The sequence below is a fragment of the Candidatus Spongiihabitans sp. genome (assembly GCF_965247905.1).
GTDB lineage: Bacteria > Pseudomonadota > Gammaproteobacteria > Arenicellales > Poriferihabitantaceae > Spongiihabitans.
On sequence record NZ_OZ252047.1, the window covers coordinates 2,556,402 to 2,574,355 of the forward strand.

Genomic DNA, 17,954 nt, shown 5'->3' on the forward strand with positions numbered 1-17,954 from the left:
GCCGCATGTGTCGCACTGGATTATTGGGTCAGGCCCGATAATGACGGTTATGATGAGTGCCGCAGCCACCCGGCTCGGCTAGTGCGCTTAAAGCAGGTCAGGCCGGCGGCGTCGGAAGCGGGACTTTAGTCCCGCCATCCTGGCAATGGCTTGGCGAGGCTGAAGCCTCACTTCCGAGAGCCGTTGACGGTGACCGCGATCAACCAGGAACTGGTCAATTACCAGTGTGCCTATAATCATGCCGACCACACGATAGTTTGGATTTAATGACGCCGATGGCGTATTATCGGCAACCTACCTTGGCGGCCTGATTTTGTCTCATATGTGGTGAACCCGGACACTGTCGTATAGTCAGCACACTGATGATCCCCATAATCGGCCATGATCGGCCATGGTCAGCCGAAAATATTTAATCCACCAATCAAAGACGTTAACCGTGAACCCCGAAGCCCGCAGAATAGCAAACCGCAAGAAAAATCTTGCCGCCGCTGTGGATGACCTCAAGGTTAATCGCATTGAGCGCCATATCTTTCTGTGTTGCGATCAAACCAAGCCAAAATGCTCGCTAAAAGACAAAAGTCTTGAATCGTGGAATTATTTGAAAGCCCGGCTACAAGAACTCGATCTGGTTAAACAGGGAGGAATTTTCCGAACCAAGGCAAACTGCCTGCAAATCTGCGTCCATGGACCCATCGCCCTGGTTTACCCGGAGGGTATTTGGTATCACTCTTGCACGCCGCAGGTGCTTGAAAGAATTATTATGGAGCACTTGATCGGCGGGCGCGCAGTAGCGGAATATGTGATCGTCGCCCAGCCGCTTGCGCGGGTGGCGGAGAGAGAGGGATTCGAACCCTCGATACGCGATTAACGTATACTCCCTTAGCAGGGGAGCGCCTTCAGCCGCTCGGCCATCTCTCCCGTACTATCTAACTTGCATTATCGGACCGACGGCAAGCCAAAACAGTGCAAGGTTGCCGGGGTTATGCGTTGCGCGGATCACCCTCTTCCGGATCCAGTTGGTCGTCATCATCATAATCATCTGCCGCATCATCCGATTGATTGCCCGCGTCATCGGATTGATTGCCCTGATGCCCGTTATCATGACCATTATCATGACCATTATCAGGACCGTTATCATGGCCGTGACCAGCCGCTTGTTCATGCTTGATGCGATAGTATATCTCCTCGCGATGAACCGGTATCTCTTTGGGCGCATTGATACCGATTCGAACCTGAGTTCCACGCACGCCTAAAACGGTTAATCGAACATCGTCTCCGATGTAAACCGATTCGCCTATACGGCGAGTAAGAATTAACATTTTTCTCTGCTCCTAATTATAGATTTCAATTTCACCGATACCCTATTCCGATACCCTGTTCCGACACCCTATTCGCCGAATCGCAACAACCTCCAGGCTCCCCGGACGTCAAACCGGATGTCAAAACGGGAAGCATGGAATATCCACCAAGCTTTCAATTGCCGCCTAAAAACTTCGCCGCAAAACTTTATCCTAAAAACTTCATCGATGTGCGCCAATTTGTTCCAGCGCAAACGCTTTATGAAGTGTCCGCACCGCGAGTTCGGTATATTCTTTGTCGATGGTAACAGAAATCTTGATTTCAGAGGTGGAAATCATCTGAATATTTATCCCCTTTTCCGACAAGGCGCGAAACATAGCGGTCGCTATGCCTGCGTGAGAGCGCATACCCACGCCAACAGCGGAAATCTTCGCTAGATTAGTGTCGCCGACCACGGTTTCAGCATTTAATTCCTTGACCACAGGTTCCAGCAAATCCATGCTTTTCTGCAAATCCTCCTGATTTATCGTGAATGTCAAGTCGGTTAATCCGTCAGTCCCGACATTTTGGACAATCATATCCACATTGATGTCGGCCGCGGAAATCGGTCCCAGGATGCTGTAGGCAATGCCGGGTTTGTCCGGAACTCCGCGAACGGTTATTTTCGCTTCATTTTCAACCGCGGTGATGCCGGAAATTAAGGGTTGTTCCATATTTTTGTCCTCGTAGGTAATCAGGGTTCCCGGGCCGGGTTCAAATGATGACAGCACCCGTAGTGGAACATTGTACTTTCCGGCGAATTCCACCGCGCGAATTTGCATCACTTTCGCCCCGGCGCCGGATAACTCCAGCATTTCCTCGAAGGTAATGCTATCCAACCGCTTGGCATCCATGACCATTCTGGGATCAGCGGTGTAGACGCCATCGACATCGGTGAATATTCTACACTCGTCGGCGTTAAGCGCAACCGCCAACGCCACCGCGGTGGTGTCGGAGCCGCCGCGCCCCAGAGTCGTTATTTTGTTTTCCTCGCTGATGCCCTGAAACCCGGCCACCACCACCACCTTGCCATTATCCAGATCAGCATGCACCCGGTCGGTGTCGATATGCTCAATTCTGGCTTTGCCATGGACGCTGTCGGTGCGAATTGGAAGCTGATGTCCGGCATAGGAACATGCCGAAATGCCGATGTGCTGAAGCGCCAATGATAATAGCGCAATGGTGACTTGCTCGCCGGTGGCGGTCAGCACATCCATTTCCTTTGGGCACGGCTGCGCGCAAATCGCCTTGGCCAACTCAATCAACCGATTGGTTTCGCCGCTCATTGCGGAAACCACGACCACCAGTTGGTCGCCGCTGTTCACGCTGGCGGCAACATTTTGCGCGACCGCATTTATGCGCTCCACAGAGCCGACGGAGGTGCCGCCGTATTTTTCGACAATTAAAGCCAAGGTTGGTTTATCGGTAAAAATGGCGCGGGATTTAAACTGTTCTCAAGATAAAAGTAAAGCGCGCAAATTGGTTTGGATGGGTTCGCTCAGGAATGCTTGCGTGAAATACTTGTGCGGAATACTTGAATGCACAACGCGGGCATGGTTTTCAATCGCCCTTGATCGAATCTTCCACCCACCGATAAGTCGCTTCAATCGCATGTTCTATACCCTGGACGTTCGTGCCCCCGGCTTGAGCCAGATTCGGGCTGCCGCCGCCCTTGCCGTCAACCAGCGCTGATATTTTGTGAATTAATTTCCCGGCCGGCAACTGCGGGCTCAAATCCTTGCTGACCCCGGCTATCAATGTGACCTTGCCGTTACTGGCGCCGGCCACCAGCACCACGCCGCTTTGCAGTTTATTGCGCCATTGGTCAACCGCCATACGCATCGATTGCACATCCGCATCATCCTGACGAATAGCGACCACTTTAACCCCCCGAATTTCCTTAACAACATCGGTGGCCGCGCCGCCAGTCGCCAACCGGGTTTGCAAAGACTGGATTTGACGCTGTTGCCGCTTTTGGGTTTCCAGCATGAATTTTACCCGCTGCGGAAGATCGGCAGGCGTGGTCCTTAATGCGGCAGTCGCTTTGTCCAATGCTTCGAGTTGTTTGCTGACATGTCTTTCCGCCGATTCACCGGTCAGCGCTTCAATACGTCGCACCCCTGCGGCCACGCCGGACTCGGCGTTGATTTTGAACAAGCCGATATCGCCGGTGCGATTGACGTGGGTGCCGCCGCACAACTCAAATGAAAATTCTCCCATGCGCACGACGCGCACCTCGGCATCGTATTGCTCGCCAAACAACGCCGCGGCGCCGGCGGATTTTGCCTGGTCCAGCGGCATAATATCCACGCTGACCTGATGGTTGGCGCGAATATTTTGATTCACCAAAGACTCAATTTCAATCAGTTGCGCGCGACTAAGCGGCTCGAAATGGGAAAAATCAAAACGCAATCGCTGCGGTTCAACCAACGAGCCCTTTTGCTCAACATGAGGCCCAAGCACGGATTTCAATGCCGCGTGCAATAAATGGGTTGCGGAATGGTTGTTGGCGCTTAAATGACGTCTGTTTGCTTCAACCTCGGCTTGGCCTGTTTGCTTTAACTCGACTACTCCCGAAACTACCCGACCGAATTGAGCAATTACCTTGTTGGCAATGTATTGAGTATCGGTAACCTTAAACACCCCGTTGGGCAGCGTGATCAATCCTTGATCGCCGACTTGACCGCCGCTTTGCGGGTAAAACGGCGACTCGGACAGCACCACAATACCCTGTTCGCCCTGCTCTAATTTTTGCGCCGCTTGCTGGTCTTTTAATAATGCAACGACCTCAGCCTCATAGTTCAGATTCTGGTAGCCGACAAATGGGGTGCGCTCCAATCCGTCAATCCCGATCTGGTCTCCCGCAGTAAACTGGCTGGCTGAGCGGGCGCGCTGGCGTTGCGCCTGCATAGCGGATTCAAACTCATCTTGATTGATGCGCAATCCATGTTCCCGAGCGATATCGGCGGTTAAATCCGCGGGGAAACCGAAGGTGTCGTATAACTTGAATACGGTCTCGCCAGATAAGACATCGCCTGGCAGCCTGTCGATTTCCTGAGCAAGCATCTTTAATCCCTGCTCCAGTGTTTCATTAAATTTTTCGTTTTCCTGTTTTAGCGCCCGTTCAACCCGCTTGCCGGAGGCCGCTAACTCGGGGAAGGCCGCGCCCATTTCATCGACCAGCGGCGCCACCAATTTATGCATAAACGCTTTTTTGCAGCCGAGTTGATAGCCGTGGCGAATGGCTCGGCGAATAATCCGGCGCAGCACATAGCCGCGCCCTTCATTAGACGGGATCACGCCGTCAACGATCAAAAACGCGGTCGAGCGAATGTGATCGGCGATGACGCGCAACGATTTATGCGCGCTGTCCTTGACTTGCAAAATATCCGCGGCGGCGCCGATCAGGTTTTGGAACAAATCAATGTCATAGTTGCTGTGCACCCCCTGCAACACCGCGGCGATGCGCTCCAGCCCCATGCCCGTGTCCACAGAAGGTTTTGGCAGCGGCTCAAGTTGGCCGTCGCGGTTGCGGTTATACTGCATGAACACCAAGTTCCAGATTTCCACGAAACGATCGCCGTCCTGTTCAGGCGACCCTGGCGGGCCGCCGGCTACCTCGGCGCCATGGTCGTAAAAAATTTCCGCGCAGGGGCCGCAAGGCCCGGTGTCGCCCATCTGCCAGAAGTTGTCTTTTGCCCCTTTCCGGGTTATCCGCTCCTTGGCCATGCCAATTTCATTTATCCAAATCGACTCCGCGTCATCGTCGTCCTCAAAAACCGTTACCCAAAGTTTCTCCGGCGGCAACTTGAACTCAACGGTCAGCAATTCCCAGCAATATCGTATGGCATCGCTTTTGAAATAATCGCCAAAACTGAAGTTGCCCAACATCTCAAAGAAAGTATGGTGACGCGCGGTATAGCCGACATTTTCCAGATCGTTATGCTTGCCGCCGGCTCTTACGCATCGTTGTGAAGTGACCGCCCGCGTGTAGGCGCGGGTTTCACGCCCCAACAACAAATCCTTAAACTGCACCATGCCCGAATTGGTGAACAACAAAGTCGGGTCGTTGCCCGGCACCAGCGAACTGCCAAGCACGGCTTCATGCCCATGCTTGACAAAATACTCGATGAATCGCTGCCGAATTTCGGTGGTTTTCATGGCTTAGAGTGCAGATGATGTCGTCAATAGCGCAAAGATTTTGCGGTGAATATGCTGATGTAGTCTGCGCCGCGAAGTTTTCGCGTGGCTAAGTTTATTCGCCATACGATTCAATTTGCTCCGCAGTGAATCCGCGCTGCTGCAAAAAGCGCGCTTGCCTGGCCCATTCCGCATAACTCGCCGGCGCGTGGTCGCCGAATTTTCTGCGCCGCACCTGAGCCGCCGATGCCGCCCATTGCCCTTGATAAACCGCCATGGCGCGCTCGATTAAATCCGGATTTATGTTATGCTTATTGAGTTCGTGTTTGAGTCTGACCGGCCCCTTGCCGCCGTTAAATCGCGAACGACACAGCATCTCCGCAAACCGCGCGTCCGATTGCATTCCCCGCCGCATCAAGTCATCCAGCATGTTATCCAGCAGGTCATCCAGTATTTGAGCGCGAATCGGCGGCGGCACCAACTGCGCAAATTTCTGGCGCAGTTCAAATGCGCTGTATTCCCGGCGCGCCAATAATCGGCATGCCTGGTCTTTCAGCAGGCGGATTAACTCGTCGGTCTGCGATTGAGAAGATTCCGAATAATTATCCGAATAATTGTTTTGGTTCAAGGAATTGCTATTTATATCTCGGCTATTTCTCAGCCACTTCTTCGGGTTTAGCGGCGGCTTGGACACGGGTCGTTTTGATCGATTTCTTGTCCCGAATGATGGCTTCAATTTCATCCGCCATGGCCGGGTTTTCCTTGAGGAACTCGCGAACATTGTCGCGCCCCTGACCAATGCGGTCGGCGCCGTAAGAATACCAGGCCCCGGATTTCTCGATGCAGCCGACTTCCACGCCAAGGTCGACAAGTTCGCCGTGCTTTGAAATTCCTTCGTTATAAAGAATATCAAATTCGGCTTTCTTGAACGGCGGCGCAATTTTGTTTTTAACCACCTTGACTCGAGTCTGGTTGCCCAAGATCTCGTCGCCCTTTTTGACGGCGCCAATTCTGCGAATATCCAGACGAATGGAAGCATAGAATTTAAGCGCGTTACCGCCGGTGGTGGTTTCCGGATTGCCGAACATCACGCCGATCTTCATGCGGATTTGGTTGATGAAAATCACCATGGTGTTGGAGCGCTTGATGTTGGCGGTCAACTTGCGCAATGCCTGCGACATTAATCGCGCCTGCAAGCCGACGTGGTGGTCGCCCATATCGCCTTCGATCTCGGCTTTTGGCGTCAGCGCAGCAACAGAATCTATCACCACCACATCCACGGCCGCCGAGCGCACCAGCATGTCGGCAATTTCCAGCGCCTGCTCGCCGGTGTCCGGCTGCGACACCAGCAAGTCGTCGATGTTCACACCAAGTTTTGCAGCATAGGCTGGATCCAGGGCATGTTCCGCATCGATGAACGCAGCGGTACCGCCGAGTTTCTGTATTTCGGCAATGACCGATAGCGTTAGCGTGGTCTTGCCTGATGATTCCGGTCCGTAAATCTCTGTCACCCGGCCGCGCGGCAGGCCGCCGATGCCTAAGGCGATGTCAAGCCCCAGCGACCCGGTGGAACAATATTGTATGTCTTGATCGACATCAGAATCCCCGAGTCGCATTACCGATCCTTTGCCAAATTGTCGGTCAATTTGACTCAGCGCCGCATCCAGCGCCTTGCGTTTATTTTCATCCATTTAATTTAATTCCTCGTGTTAATAGGTTTAGTTTAGTTTAGTTTAGTTTAGTTTAGTTTAGTTTAGTTTATGTTGAGCAGACAACCCCGAATTATCCCACATGCTGTGATTTAGAACCAGCATCCGGCATAAATCAAGTCGTGAATTCGCTCTGAATTGGGCGCTAACGGCATGCCATTTCTTCATGCCATTTCTTCATGCCATTTCTTCATGCCATTGCTGCAGGCCTTTGAAATTCCAGCAATACCGCATCTGCAAGATCCGCGCCGCTAAATTGGCCGCTAAATTGTATGATGGCAACTGCGGCAGTGGTCATCAACTTGCCGCTCAGGTTTTCGCGCATCGTAACGTCGGGACAATATCTAAGCAGCACGCTATCCATGCCCGGGTTGTGCCCGACTATCATCAGCCGATCATGCGCGCTTAAATTCTCAGTAATGATATCAACGATTGCGGATGCGGATGCCATATACAGCGCGTCGTCAAAATCAATGTTGATATCAGTGGCGAGGTCGCCCCAATCGGCCGAGTCATAAGCCAGTTGTAGCGTCTCTCTGGTTCTGCGCGCCGTTGAGCAGATGATGCGTTGCGGCGCATAACCCTGTTCGCGCAGCCAGCGCCCGACCTTTGGCGCATCCCTTCGACCGCGATGATTAAGCGGCCTGGCGTGATCGCTGTGCGCGCTGGAATACCAGTCGGATTTGGCATGTCGCAATAAAATGAGTTGTTTATTCGCCATCAGTCGTTAAAGCCAAGTAGAATACGCGACCTATTTTAACCGATCTTGCTGCCATCAACATAACAAAAAAAACCCATGTCACAAAAAACCAGGTCATAAAAAACCATGTCACAAAAACGCCACAAACACAAATCAGGCAGCACCGCCAGCTCGGCGGACCGTCATGCACTGTATGAAATTGCCGTGCAATCGGTTGAATCGGAAATTGATTTTGTTGATGAAACCTTTACCCATATCCGCGCGCGCCAAGCCGATTTTTTGCGCGAGGATTTTTGCGGCACCGCGAACACCTGTTGCGAGTGGGTAAGACGGCGGCCATCCAATCGCGCCTTGGGCCTGGATTTAAGCCAGGAGGTACTGGACTGGGGCATCGCCAATAACATTAAAAAACTGAACAAAAAACAGCAGCAGCGCATCGAATTGCTCAATCAGAATGTGCTGCGCTATGAGGGCAAACCAGCGGATATTATTATTGCAATGAATTTCAGTTATCAATTGTTCCAGACTCGGGATGAACTGCGCGGTTATTTTAGCCGCGCGCGTGATGGCTTGACTGAAGACGGCATTTTATTCATTGACGCCTACGGCGGTTACGATTCGTGGCGTGAAATCAAGGAAAAAACCAAGCATAAAGGCTTCACTTATTATTGGGATCAGAAAAAATTCGACCCCATAACAGCGAACATGATTTGCCACATTCATTTTAAGTTCAAGGACGGCTCGAAAATGAAGCGCGCGTTCACCTACGAATGGCGCATGTGGACGTTGCCGGAGCTGCGCGAAATTCTTGGCGAAGCCGGATTCAGCAAGGTGACGGTATATTGGGAAGGAACCGATGAGGATGGCGAATGGGATGGCATTTATTCGGCCGCCGAACATGGTGAAGATGAGCCCGCCTGGATCGTTTATGTGACTGCGGAAAAGTGACGGCGAAGGCGGCAAACGCCGTCGCCGTCATGCCAACGGAAAGCCTGCCCCTGACTTGAACAGGGGTTGGTATCCAGTCAATAGTGCGTCCCGCGCAACGGAACACAACCAGCGGCGACGCGCGACCGCCGCTTTGGTCATGACTCACAATCAGACGAAATTGCCTGGCAAGGCGTGGTGATTATCCGATCCAGCAAATTATCATATTCGATGCGGTTGACCTGATAATCAATAACATCATCGATATGTTGCAATTTCACAATCCGCTCGTCTTTATAGGCTTGCAAAAGATCCCTGAAAGATGTTTCACCGGATTGATATTTTTGATGCTCAATTTCGGTGCTTTGTGCGGCCGCATCAATGGCCGCAAGCAGTCGGTCTTCGTCCAGCGTCAGCAAGGTATTCAGTAATTGAATGTCGGCAAGGATGTCTTGCAGTTTTTTTTGGTAGCTGATTTCCAGTTTTCGGACGCCCAACCGGGATTTGCTCAAATTTGCTCGATTAGAAATGTTGCCGCCCAAAGGATAACTGAATTCCAAACCGGCTGAATAGGTTATTTTATCGTCATCGTAAGTCGAGGTTGCGGTGGTGTTTCTGCTGTTCAGGTTTTTTTCGGCGCGCACGGTAAAATTCAACGTCGGCAGGGTTTGTTTTTGGTGATAGTCAATTTCAAGCTGGCTTAATTCGATATTCATGGCAATTCTTTGTAAATCTCGATTGCGGGTTTGCAAATAATTTGGCAAACTTTCTGTGACCAGTTCAGCGCGCTTGCGTAAATCGAAACTCGGGGTTTCGGTTAAAATCGTCCGGTCATCCAATAGCACCGATAATTTTTCCCGGATAGCCTGCAATTGGATGCGGGCATCCGAGTCGTATTGTTCGATTTCATAAACCGTGCTTTTCAAAAGCACTGATTCGGCATTGTCCTTAGGGTTCAATCGCCGCAATTTATGCAACAATTCCCGGTTGATTAGCATTCGTTTTTGATACAAAAGCCACGACAGGTAATCGTTTAATCGATCATCCAAAAAATCCTCTTTGGTTTCATAAAATAATAACTGCTGCCGCTTGAAATCGACAATATCGCGGTGGTGAGTTTTCAGCGACTGGGCGTTGGAATCGGGCTTGAGCAGCGGGTATTTAACGCTAATATACTGCGTGGTTTCGTATTCTTTTAAGGTACGGCTTGCGGTATGAGAAGGTTTTTTAGCATAAGGCGCACCCCGGCCATCGTCGTCTATGCTGATTCTTTTATATTGATTTTCCCGTGTTTTGTCCTGACTTCGACTCACACCGATTGCCAAGGCAAGCGGGCTGGTCAAAAACCGTTTTTCAAAACTCAAGCCGATTTTTCTTGGATAGTCTTGGCTTTTTTTCGTATAGGTGAGGGTGGAACTGGCATCCCGATCTAAATCCTGGTAACGATAATCCAGATCGACCGACAGGTTTATTTTCCAGTTTTGATAATTATCACGGCTGGCATCGCGTTCGATCTGTTTTATATCCAAGCCAATTTGCGCTTCTTCCAGCAGTTTGTCTTGAGCCAGCACCTTTTCGATAAACTGCGCTTCGGTGATGGCAAAAGCAGGGGCGGAGAATAAAAGCAAACCGCAAGCAAACCACGTGTTGATGCGGATACTACCGCCACCGCCATTGCCACGCTCATTTCCCGTATTTTTCCGTTGCGCTGGCCAACATAATGCCGGCCAATGTAAGGTGCGTTTTTTCGATGATGTTTTCCTTGTTGCAGTCATTGCAGCCCTCCTTGGCTATCCGTGAAAAAATCCGATTATAGAACACTTTATTAAAAATAACAATAGATTTTATCGACAAACTTTAGCGTCTCCGGAAGACCATAGAGACAATAAATATGAGACAATAAATATGAGACAACCAATCTGGCAATGCGCCAGTGCGGTTGAGCCTATGCCCTCGGTCTTTCGTTAGCGGGATCCCAAACAGGTTCGCTTAAAACCGTGGCTTTTCTATTCTCGCCCAACAGATAGACCTCAAAACTTGACCCGGGTTCGGCGTATTTAGGTGCAACATAGGCAAAGCCCAGGCTACGTTGTGTCGTGTGCCCGTAGCCGCCCGAGGTGGTTACGCCAATGACCTGGTCACCGTCTAAAACGGTTTCACCACCCACTACGTCGTTATCGCCTGCTTCCACTTCGAAATAGACCAGTTGCATTGCTATATTATTCTCGACCACGTCCAGCGTTGCCTGCCTGCCAACAAAGTTTTCTTTTTTCTCTGAAAAGAATCTCATGGCATCGGCTTCCAGCATGGATATTTCATTGGTTAATTCCGCCCCCCAGCCTTTGTAGGCTTTTTCGATTCTTAAGGAATTCATCGCATAGGTTCCAAAGTTTGCGATACCATGGGCTTGGCCGGCTGCCCAAACCGCTTCATAGACTCCAAGCATATTTGCCATTGGGCAATGCAATTCCCATCCGAGTTCGCCGACATAGTTGACGCGCAACGCCCGAACTGCATGTCCCGCAATCTCAATTTCTTTTCCTGTCAACCAACGAAATGATTGGTTGGACAAGTCGGACTCTGTCAGTCCGGCCAGGGTTTCACGAGTGCTGGGACCGGCAACCACAATGACGCCCCAATGGTCGGTAATATTGGTTATGGTCACGTCCTCACCGTCAGCAATGCCCTGGGTCAAAATAGACAAATCTCGTTCTTCGCTGGCAGAACCTGAAAGCACATAGTATTGTCCTTCTCGCAATCGTGTGACCGTGGATTCGCCATTCAGCCGCCCGCTTTCCGCCAGATAATGGGTCAAGGCGATGCCGCCTTCGCGAATGGGCATTTTGTTGGCGCTGATGCGATTCAAAAACGGCTCGGCGTCTTTTCCAACCACGTCGTATTTCGCAAATGCGGACAATTCCAAAACGCCCACTCTTTCGCGAACCGCACGACATTCCTGCGCGACTACTTCAAAGGTATTGTTATGGCGGAATCCGATTTCTTCAATCCGGCCGTCAAGGGAAAACCATTTTGGCCTTTCCCAGCCGTTGGCGTCAGTGTGCACCGCGCCTCGGGATTCCAGCAAATCATACAACGGGGTGGTGCGCTGTTTGCGCGAGGCCGGGCGCTCTTCGCCAGGAAGATGAAGTTGATACATGCACTCATAATCTTCGTGCGATTTGCCCTTGGTGTAATCCCCCGGCGCATAGTCGCTGAAGCGGCGTGGATCGACGCCGGCCATGTTTATTTCCGCATCGCCGTAAATCATCCATTGGGAAAGGTATTTGCCCGAGCCGGCGCCCGCGGCGATGCCGATTGACGCGCCGTTGCAATGCCAGAAATTTCGCAATCCCGCGGCTGGCCCGAGAAACGGATTGCTGTCCGGGGTATGCGGTATGGCGCCGCAGACCACGCGCTTGATGCCGAGCTCGCGCCACATTGGAATTCGTTCCATTACCCGTTCAACATAGGGCATGATGTTTTCTAAATTTGCCTCAAACAACTCATTTTCCGCATCCCATTCGGGCCAGCCGCCACGATGAGTCCAGCACTCTTCGGAGTTTTGCTTTTCATAAATGCCAATCAACCCGGATTTTTGTTCCTGACGATAGTATGAGGATGGATAGGGATCGCGAATGATCGGCATTTCGTCATCCCGGTCCAAAAATTCCTGAACCGTGTCGGTGACCAGATAGGTGTGCTTCATATTGATCATCGGCACATCGGCGCCGACCATTTGACCGACCTGCCGGGCATAGCACCCGGCCGCATTGACCACGTGCTCGGCGATGACCTTGCCCTGTTCCGTAAGCACTTCCCATTCGTCGCCTTTGCCACCGGATTTACGCTGCTTAATATCGGTGACGCGGATACCGGTCACTATTGTCGCGCCCATTTGCCGCGCGCCTTTGGCCATGGCATTGCACACCCCGGCAGGGTCAACATGGCCATCGGTAAAGGTGCGCGCGCCGGCAAGCACGCCGTCGATGTTGGCGTACGGAATGAGTTGCTTGATTTTTGCGGGATCGATAATTTCGCAATCGAAGCCAATCATTTTTCCAACGCCTTTGACGCGCTGAAACCATTCCACCTCGGCCGGTTTTAATGCGAACCTGATGCCGCCGCAACCATGCCAACTGACATACTGCCCGGTGAGTTGCTCCAGTTTGGGATACAGGCGCACGCCGTAATCATGAATTTTCGCCATGTTGTAATCGGCGATGAGGTTCGGACACTGCCCGGCCGCGTGCCAGGTGGAGCCGGAAGTCAACTCGCCTTTTTCAATCAACAAGCAATCGCTCCAGCCCTCCTCGGCCAAGTGATAGGCCAGGCTCGTGCCCATCATGCCGCCGCCGATGATGACGACTTTTGCCTGGGATGGGAGTTTTTTAGTCACCGCTCAAATAGATGATTGTTATTAGTCGTCATTCGGGGAATGTTCATCCACTTCCGTGTGCGACTTCCCTTCCATCTGCAGCACTCTATCCCGCAACGCGATACCGACAACACGAGTGATTTTTTCTATATCAATATCTTCATCAAACGCAACCTGCGATATTTTATCAAACTGATCTTTATCCTTCGCCTCCAAATCATCCAATAATTTTTCCTTACAGAACAAGAAACACTGTTCCTGCACTTTATAGGCATTCATGCCTTGAGTATCACCATGCAGTTTGTCTGCATAGGCATCCACTACTTTCTCGGCATCTATTTTCTCGAAAAGTTCTTGACCATACTCAGATAATGTTACTGGGCTATCGATTTTTTCTATGGCACGGCCATGACGCATCACAATCACCCGATAAACTTCGTCCACCTTTTTGGTGAGTCCTTCAACGTTTTTAGTGAGTCCTTCAATGATTTTCTCGACCCCAGATAATCTGTTGTCGACCGTGGTTGTCCAAGTTGATATTTTCCAGACCACCCCAATAACGGCGATGACAACCGCAACCCAACCCCAAGAGGAAAGATTAAACGATTGCATTATGGCGTTTATATTCATGCTGATTCTCCTTATCTGTTATGCGATATGCGCGCAGTATTGTAGCAAATTTTTATTCCGGTTCAAACCTTGCCTTCATCTGCTCGCGCGGCAGCCTTATATCAAATTTTTCCCGAATGCGCGCATCCAGTTCATCGGAGATGTGCGTCGGGAAATGAGTTGCCAAAATTTCTTTGGTTTTTTCCCGCGCAACATCATTGACTGTTTTGGAGCCCAATTCCTTCCATTCCGCCGGGGTTAATCGGTTGCCCACATCAGGATAAACGTAATCGGATTCCATCCTCGATAAAGTGGCTTGGTGTCCAAGAAAATGCTCCGGGCCGTTTATGCAAACATCCTCAATGGCTTCCAGGGCAAGGTTTTCCGTATCCACTTCAACGCCGCGAACGCTGCGATTGATCGCGCCCAGCATATCATTATCGATGGTCGCGCCCTCAAAACTAAAGCCGAGCAAACTGGCCTGCATCCCCACCGTTTCATACACCAAATTGGCGCCGCTATGGCCGGCAAGCGCTAGGGTATAGCCTTTTTCAAACCCGGACTGGGCATCGGGAATTTTGGAATCGGCCATGCCCGCGGCAATGCCGGTGGGCAAGTTCAAATAGCGGCCGACCTGGCCGCAAGCAGCCATCAAAATCGCCTGCTCGCCACTGCCGCCGCTCATGGCGCCGGTGCGTAAATCGGAAACAAACGGCCATGGGCCATAGATACAGGGATGTCCCGGAACAATCAGATTGGCATACGCCAATGCCGCCAAAGACTCCGCACATTCCTGCACCACCGCGCCAGCCAGCGACGCCGGACTGGTCGCGCCGGCCTGCCCGGCCGCGAGCAGCAATACCGGCATGCCGCCGCGAATGCATACCTCCATAACCCGGCACGCATCTTCGGCGAAACGCAATGGCGGCACCACAAAACAACACGACACGCTGGCAAACGGGCGGGCGCGCCATTTATCTTCGCCGCCGGCGATTTCATGCAACAGTTTCAAGCCTTCCTCGGCGTGCTGCGGTTCCACATAACTTACCCCGCAGTGTTTGGTGGTGCCGGAAACCGAGGCATAGGTGGTATTCAAATCCATCGCTGCCGGCTGCTCGATATCGCGGGCAACCATGCAACGCTGGAAAAAATGAATATGCTCATGATGATCCACCAAGCGCGCCGCATCGTATAAATCCTGCAACGTGGATTCCCGATAAACGCCAGCTTTTCTGCCGGTGTATTGATCATGATGCTTCCATTCATCGACCACATGCACCGCCGCGCCTGCGGTGCCGAAATGTATTTTGTTTCCGCTGAGGTGCATATCATGTTCAGGAGACTGACCGTACAGGGTAATATCGCGCGCGCAGGTTTCCATAGTCCATTCAATCAGTTCTCGCGGAAACAACAACCGACCTTCCGCGGTTAACTTCCCCCCAGCCTTGGTCACCATTTCAACGCACGATGGCAACTGCCGGGTAAAGCCGACATTCTCCAAAAGATCGAGCATAGCTTCATGCACCCGTTTTAAGTCAGCCTCAGTCAGCGGCATAAACCGCCCGCCGCTTTGCCCCGGTCGAACCGGCTTGTTCTCTTCGGCTAACGGTGCGGCGCGTAATGCCTTTCTCGCTTCTCTGCCGCCTGCTCTTCTAACCATATGTTTGAATCATGAGTTTTAATGTTGAAAAGGAACGCGGAGTATCATTGAATCCGATGTCAATGATATAATATTTAACGACTCGAATTTCAATTTCCGCGCCGTTGAAATTTTCGCCATTGCAATCAATTATCAGGCCTTGCGGGCGTCTCGCGGGGTAACGCCATAACTGGAATAATAGCGGCTGCTGAAATGTCCGGCGGACTTGAACCCGCAAGCCACCGCAACATCAATAACTTTCATGGCGCTGGTCTCCAGCATTTTTCGAGCGGCATCCAGCCGCATAGTCAGATAGTAGCGCGCCGGGGTGGTATTCAAGTAGCGGCGGAACAACCTTTCCAACTGGCGTTTGGATACCTCGACCAAACGCGCCAGTTCGTTAGGCGACAGCGGTTGCTCTATATTGGCTTCCATCAGCTCAATGCACTCCAGCAACGCCGGATGGCTTACACCGGTGCGCGCCTGAATATGCATTCGTTGTGGTTCGCCAGGGTGGCGAATATTGGGATGAATCATCGCATCCGCCACCGAGGCGGCTAACTCGTGTCCATGATGTTGCTCAATGATATAGAGCATCATATCCATGGAAACCGCTCCCCCGGAACAGGTTACTCGGTTGCCGTCGATTTCATAGACATCGGATGACACTTTATGTTTTGGGAAGGCTTCAACAAACTCGGCCCGATTTTCCCAGTGGGTGGTGCATTGAATGCCATCCAGCAGACCCGATTCAGCGAGAATGTGGCAGCCCGTTTCAATGCCACCAATAACAATGCCGCGCTTACTCTGCCTCACCAGCCAATCAAGCGTCAGTTGATGATTGAAATTTTTAGGCTCATAGGGGCCGCTGACAAAGATCATGGCAAAATCCGGCGCATTGTCAACCGCGTATTTTGCGGCTAATGCCATCCCATTGGTTGCGAAAACGCTGGCTCCGTTTTCAGTGACGATAGACCACTGATACAGCGGTTTGCGTGACATGCGATTGGCTATGCGCAACGGCTCTACCGCCGATATCAATGGCAGCATGCTGAAGTTATCGGATATATAAAACCCTATTTCTCGTTCCGCGCCTTCCGTGATTGCGCCGTATTGGGCTTTGTTCATGTGTCTGGAAAGATTAAAATAATTGGCTTATTATCAATTGAGAAAACGTCATTGGCAATAAACATTGACAAGAAATTATTGCCGAATGCCACTTTTTCATTGACAGAGGGCGATACGGCAATCAAAATACGCCCGATTTACGATTACTCGTCACCATCGCCTGCGGCTATTCCGATTTAGCCTGACCCGATTTAGCCGGAATGTAGTGTATAAAACATGAGCAACAAGCCACCAGAAGAGCGCTTGTATTCATACTTAACTTATGACCCGTCGTCAATAATCATTGGGAATAATCATTGGGAATAATCATTGGGGTGTAGCCAAGCGGCCTAAGGCACCAGATTTTGATTCTGGCATTTCGGAGGTTCGAATCCTCCCACCCCAGCCACTAGATTCGCCCATTCAATTTGTAAGCAAACATGGTATCACCTGAAAATCTGGCAGTATTCGCCGGCAACGCTAATCCCGGATTAGCCGCGGAAGTGGTGCAGTCGCTGGGAATACCCCTGGGCAAAGCCACCGTGGGAACGTTTAGCGATGGTGAGGTCAACGTGGAGATTATGGAAAATGTTCGCGGCCGGGATGTTTTTATCATCCAGCCCACCTGCGCCCCGAGCAATGACAATCTGATGGAATTGCTGGTCATGATAGACGCCATTAAACGCTCGTCCGCAGGCCGAATTACCGCCGTTATCCCCTATCTCGGTTATGCCCGCCAGGACCGGCGGCCGCGCACCGCTCGGGTTGCCATTTCGGCGAAACTGGTTGCGGAAATGATCAGCGTTGCCGGCGCTGATCGGGTTCTGACCATGGATCTGCATGCCGATCAAATCCAGGGCTTTTTTGATATTCCCATAGACAATATCTATGGATCGCCGGTATTGATGAGCGAATTATGGCGCAAGCAACTGCCTAATCCGATTGTTATATCGCCTGACGCCGGCGGCGTCGTGCGTGCGCGCGCGATGGCCAAACAACTGGAAACCGGTCTTGCCATCATCGACAAACGCCGTCCCAAAGCCAATGAAGCTAAAGTGATGCATATCATCGGCGATGTTTCTGAGCGCTCCTGTATTCTGATCGATGACATAGTGGATACCGCCAATACCCTGTGCGAAGCGGCGCGCGCGCTAAAACAGCACGGCGCAATCAAGGTGCTTGCAAGTTGCACTCATGCGGTTCTGTCCGGCGACGCGATCAAGCGCATCAATGATTCGGAAATCGATGAACTGCTGGTTACCAATTCAATTCCGCTGCGGGAAGATGCCCAAAATTGCGCCAAGATCAAGCAATTAAGCGTGGCCGAATTATTAGCCGAGTCGATCCGCCGCGTGGCGACCGCCGACTCAATCAGCAACCTGTTTATCGATTAACCCCACTATTGATTAA

At 51.4% G+C, this 17,954-nt stretch carries 14 protein-coding genes, 2 tRNA genes and 1 pseudogene; 5 read left to right on the forward strand and 12 right to left on the reverse strand.

Translation table 11 applies throughout. The features are described 5' to 3' along the window. The first annotated feature begins 436 nt into the window (after positions 1-436). Complete coding sequence (locus ACP158_RS13150; protein ID WP_424946568.1) at positions 437-868, forward strand: (2Fe-2S) ferredoxin domain-containing protein; 432 nt, start codon at positions 437-439, stop codon at positions 866-868. Here ACP158_RS13150 and ACP158_RS13155 read toward each other — a convergent pair. The 7 genes and pseudogenes from ACP158_RS13155 to ACP158_RS13185 form a co-directional block, all read right to left on the reverse strand. Next, positions 828-918, reverse strand: a tRNA-Ser gene (locus tag ACP158_RS13155). The two genes, ACP158_RS13150 and ACP158_RS13155, sit on opposite strands and share 41 nt — an antisense overlap. Positions 919-1,097: 179 nt before the next feature. Continuing rightward, positions 1,098-1,319: pseudogene (gene csrA / locus ACP158_RS13160) on the reverse strand (carbon storage regulator CsrA); the annotation flags it as partial. Positions 1,320-1,520: 201 nt separating this feature from the next. Further along, positions 1,521-2,750: an aspartate kinase gene (locus ACP158_RS13165; protein WP_424946569.1), complete on the reverse strand. Its 1,230-nt coding sequence runs from the start codon at positions 2,748-2,750 to the stop codon at positions 1,521-1,523. Between the two features lie 148 nt (positions 2,751-2,898). Then, positions 2,899-5,499: an alanine--tRNA ligase gene (gene alaS / locus ACP158_RS13170; protein ID WP_424946570.1), complete on the reverse strand. Its 2,601-nt coding sequence runs from the start codon at positions 5,497-5,499 to the stop codon at positions 2,899-2,901. 94 nt (positions 5,500-5,593) lie between these two features. Further along, entirely contained in the window at positions 5,594-6,106 is a 513-nt protein-coding gene (locus ACP158_RS13175; protein WP_424946571.1) for a regulatory protein RecX, read from the reverse strand. Between the two features lie 22 nt (positions 6,107-6,128). Next, a complete protein-coding gene (gene recA / locus ACP158_RS13180) occupies positions 6,129-7,169 on the reverse strand; it encodes a recombinase RecA (RefSeq protein WP_424946572.1) in 1,041 nt (346 codons plus the stop codon). A gap of 208 nt (positions 7,170-7,377) precedes the next feature. Beyond that, entirely contained in the window at positions 7,378-7,908 is a 531-nt protein-coding gene (locus tag ACP158_RS13185; protein ID WP_424946573.1) for a SixA phosphatase family protein, read from the reverse strand. Positions 7,909-8,013: 105 nt separating this feature from the next. Between ACP158_RS13185 and ACP158_RS13190 the strand changes: the two genes are divergently transcribed. Continuing rightward, a complete protein-coding gene (locus ACP158_RS13190; RefSeq protein WP_424946574.1) occupies positions 8,014-8,835 on the forward strand; it encodes a class I SAM-dependent methyltransferase in 822 nt (273 codons plus the stop codon). A 137-nt stretch (positions 8,836-8,972) separates the two neighbouring features. Here ACP158_RS13190 and ACP158_RS13195 read toward each other — a convergent pair whose 3' ends face one another. From ACP158_RS13195 to ACP158_RS13215, 5 genes are all read right to left on the reverse strand, one after another. Then, positions 8,973-10,589 (reverse strand): TolC family protein, encoded by a 1,617-nt coding sequence (locus ACP158_RS13195; RefSeq protein WP_424946575.1) that lies wholly within the window; start codon positions 10,587-10,589, stop codon positions 8,973-8,975. 170 nt (positions 10,590-10,759) lie between these two features. Continuing rightward, positions 10,760-13,210, reverse strand: a complete 2,451-nt coding sequence (locus ACP158_RS13200; RefSeq protein ID WP_424946576.1) for an FAD-dependent oxidoreductase — start codon at positions 13,208-13,210, stop codon at positions 10,760-10,762. Between the two features lie 21 nt (positions 13,211-13,231). Further along, on the reverse strand, positions 13,232-13,819 hold the full coding sequence (locus ACP158_RS13205) for a hypothetical protein (protein WP_424946577.1): 588 nt from the start codon (positions 13,817-13,819) through the stop codon (positions 13,232-13,234). Positions 13,820-13,871: 52 nt separating this feature from the next. Further along, positions 13,872-15,458, reverse strand: coding sequence for a trimethylamine methyltransferase family protein (locus ACP158_RS13210; RefSeq protein WP_424946578.1), 1,587 nt, complete (start codon positions 15,456-15,458; stop codon positions 13,872-13,874). Positions 15,459-15,590: 132 nt separating this feature from the next. Then, positions 15,591-16,565, reverse strand: a complete 975-nt coding sequence (locus tag ACP158_RS13215; RefSeq protein ID WP_424946579.1) for a GlxA family transcriptional regulator — start codon at positions 16,563-16,565, stop codon at positions 15,591-15,593. A gap of 51 nt (positions 16,566-16,616) precedes the next feature. Here ACP158_RS13215 and ACP158_RS13220 point away from each other — a divergent pair, with 51 nt between their 5' ends. From ACP158_RS13220 to ACP158_RS13230, 3 genes are all read left to right on the forward strand, one after another. Beyond that, a complete protein-coding gene (locus tag ACP158_RS13220; protein WP_424946580.1) occupies positions 16,617-16,745 on the forward strand; it encodes a hypothetical protein in 129 nt (42 codons plus the stop codon). Positions 16,746-16,875: 130 nt separating this feature from the next. Beyond that, a tRNA-Gln gene (locus ACP158_RS13225) sits at positions 16,876-16,953 on the forward strand. Positions 16,954-16,984: 31 nt separating this feature from the next. After that, entirely contained in the window at positions 16,985-17,938 is a 954-nt protein-coding gene (locus tag ACP158_RS13230) for a ribose-phosphate pyrophosphokinase (protein ID WP_424946581.1), read from the forward strand. The last annotated feature ends 16 nt before the right edge of the window (positions 17,939-17,954 follow it).

Bases quoted from the DNA above. Each gene is read 5' to 3' on its own strand.
- ACP158_RS13205 (WP_424946577.1), bottom strand. From the start codon at position 13,819: ATGAATATAAACGCCATAATGCAATCGTTTAATCTTTCCTCTTGGGGT.
- ACP158_RS13190 (WP_424946574.1), top strand. From the start codon at position 8,014: ATGTCACAAAAACGCCACAAACACAAATCAGGCAGCACCGCCAGCTCG.
- ACP158_RS13215 (WP_424946579.1), bottom strand. From the start codon at position 16,565: ATGAACAAAGCCCAATACGGCGCAATCACGGAAGGCGCGGAACGAGAA.
- recA (WP_424946572.1), bottom strand. From the start codon at position 7,169: ATGGATGAAAATAAACGCAAGGCGCTGGATGCGGCGCTGAGTCAAATT.
- ACP158_RS13195 (WP_424946575.1), bottom strand. From the start codon at position 10,589: ATGACTGCAACAAGGAAAACATCATCGAAAAAACGCACCTTACATTGG.
- ACP158_RS13210 (WP_424946578.1), bottom strand. From the start codon at position 15,458: ATGGTTAGAAGAGCAGGCGGCAGAGAAGCGAGAAAGGCATTACGCGCC.
- ACP158_RS13185 (WP_424946573.1), bottom strand. From the start codon at position 7,908: ATGGCGAATAAACAACTCATTTTATTGCGACATGCCAAATCCGACTGG.
- ACP158_RS13230 (WP_424946581.1), top strand. From the start codon at position 16,985: ATGGTATCACCTGAAAATCTGGCAGTATTCGCCGGCAACGCTAATCCC.
- alaS (WP_424946570.1), bottom strand. From the start codon at position 5,499: ATGAAAACCACCGAAATTCGGCAGCGATTCATCGAGTATTTTGTCAAG.